The organism is Mycobacterium innocens, from assembly GCF_900566055.1.
Classification (GTDB): Bacteria; Actinomycetota; Actinomycetes; order Mycobacteriales; family Mycobacteriaceae; genus Mycobacterium; species Mycobacterium innocens.
This window is the reverse complement of the sequence record NZ_UPHQ01000339.1, coordinates 1-1,965: the sequence shown is the minus strand read 5'-3', so window position 1 is coordinate 1,965 and position 1,965 is coordinate 1. Positions and strand designations below refer to the sequence as shown.

The 1,965-nt window shown below is 62.2% G+C and carries 1 protein-coding gene; it reads right to left on the bottom strand.

What is annotated here, in order from left to right; all coding sequences use genetic code 11:
* Positions 1-64 precede the first annotated feature (64 nt).
* Complete coding sequence (locus EET03_RS29570; RefSeq protein ID WP_075542734.1) at positions 65-1,798, bottom strand: IS1634 family transposase; 1,734 nt, start codon at positions 1,796-1,798, stop codon at positions 65-67.
* Between the last annotated feature and the right edge of the window lie 167 nt (positions 1,799-1,965).

The window sequence follows — 1,965 nt, the reverse complement described above, 5'->3', positions numbered from 1 at the left end:
CCGTAGTTCCCCCTGGTTTGGCGATGAATGGGCTGTGAGCTGGGGTTTTGTGTTGTGTGCATGATTACGTGTAGCCCAGGTGGTGGGTGAGGTCGAGTAGTTCAAAGGCACGGTGCTGTAGTGCTGTGGGTGTGGTGAACTTGGTGAACGTTGGCATGTCGTGGGCGGGCTGGATGTGGTTGGCGCAGAGGGTGGCTAGGTCGGCGAGCAGGCTGGTGAAGCTGTGCACGGGGGTGTCGTCGGTGGTGCGTTTGCGGGTGGCTTTGGCCAGGGCGGCATCAGAGCGTTGTGCGGCGGCAACGGGATTGGTGCGTTTGGCGGCAGCTGCGGGTTTGTCGTGGTCACGAAACAGCAGGGGGGCCAGGGCTTGTTTCATGTGCCAGCTGATGTAGTAGGACAGCATGCGTAGGAACATGTGGGCGCGGACCCGGTCGGCCAGGTGGTGGCGGATGGGGCGGACGTCAAGTTCGCTGTTGAGTGTGCGGAAGAAGCGTTCGACGTCTTCGAGTCCCTTGTAGCGCAACACCACATCGTCATGGCCCAGGGCGGACTTGGGCAGGTTGGTACGCAGCACGTAGATGCCGTCGAGAGCGGCTTCGGCGGTGATGGCGTCGTCGTTGCGGGCGAAGGTGAATGAGTCGTCGGTGATGGTGATGTGGAAGTGTTTGGCCATCTTGTAGTGGTTGATCACCTTGCCCACTCGTAGCGCGATCTGGTCTTGACCGCGCAACGGCCGGCGGGTTCGGTTGGTGGCGTCGGTGATGGCGGTGAGTTGTTTTTCGGTGGCGGCCAACAGGTCTTGACGTTTTCGGGTGCGCTTTTCAGCTAGAGCGGGGTTGTGGCAGCAGACCAGGCGTTCACTGGGATAGTCCGGGGAGTCGATCTCGAACAGGTCTTGTTCGTCGAACAAGCTCAGCTGCAACGCCTCAGCTTCGACGAGGGCCTTGATCTGCGGGGCGCGCAGCGCGGTGATCCAGTCCAGGCCGGCGGGGCGCAGTTCCTCGGTGATGCGCGCGCTGGTGATCATGCCGCGATCGCCGACCAAGGCCACCCGGGCCAGTCCGAACCGGTTTTTCAGCGTGGTGATCTGGGCGGTCAACGTTTTCGGGTCAGCGGTGTTGCCGTCGAACACTTCGATGGCCACTGGTATCCCGGCGGTGGTGGCCAGCAGCCCGTAGACGATCTGCAAACGTCCTTTGACCCCGTCACGGGCGTGTCCGATCTTGCCCAGTGGGCAGGTGCGGCCCTCAAAGGCCGCCGACGACACGTCGTAGAGCACCAGGGTGCCCTCAGTCAAATGCCGTGCGGCCAGCTGGGTTTCGATGCCATCTTTGCGGGCCAGCGCCCAGTCCATCGCCGCGTACAGGTCGTCCTCATCGGCCCCGGTGACCCCCAGCACCTCGCCCAGTGAGCTGGTCGCGGTCTCGGTGCGCAAACCGCGTGCGGTGGCCAGCTTGGATTGCGGGGCGATGACCTGGGCCACCAGCATCGCCATCACCAGGTCCCGCGACCGCGATGGTGCCGCGTCGATGAGGTCTTCGACGCCCAACGCCCGGGCAGTGCCCAACACTGCAGCCACGTGCCCATGCGGCAGGCTGCGGGAGATCTCGAACGCTTCGGCCAGATCCTGCTCTGCCGGCAGGCCTTTGAGGGCGCGCTGTAGTTTCTCCACCTTGCACTCGGGCCAGCGGGACAAGTTGGCCAGGGTGCGCGTTCTCACTTTGCCGTCTACGCGGTAGGACTCCCGCAACAGCACTGCAGGCGGTGACCCACGGTTCGGAACCCGCGTCACGTACATGACTAATGTATATCACTTCGACCATGTCGAATACATTATCTGGCAACTGAACACGCCGACACTGATACGATAATACATGACTACTTCACCCGCATCGCATGACCGTAAAACACCTGCTCACGAACAACATTGAGAATTCGAAGCCCACTCAATAGGGGGAACTACGG

What these genes read in the sequence shown, in the direction of transcription:
- EET03_RS29570 (WP_075542734.1), bottom strand. Translation starts at nt 1,798, where the DNA reads ATGTACGTGACGCGGGTTCCGAACCGTGGGTCACCGCCTGCAGTGCTG.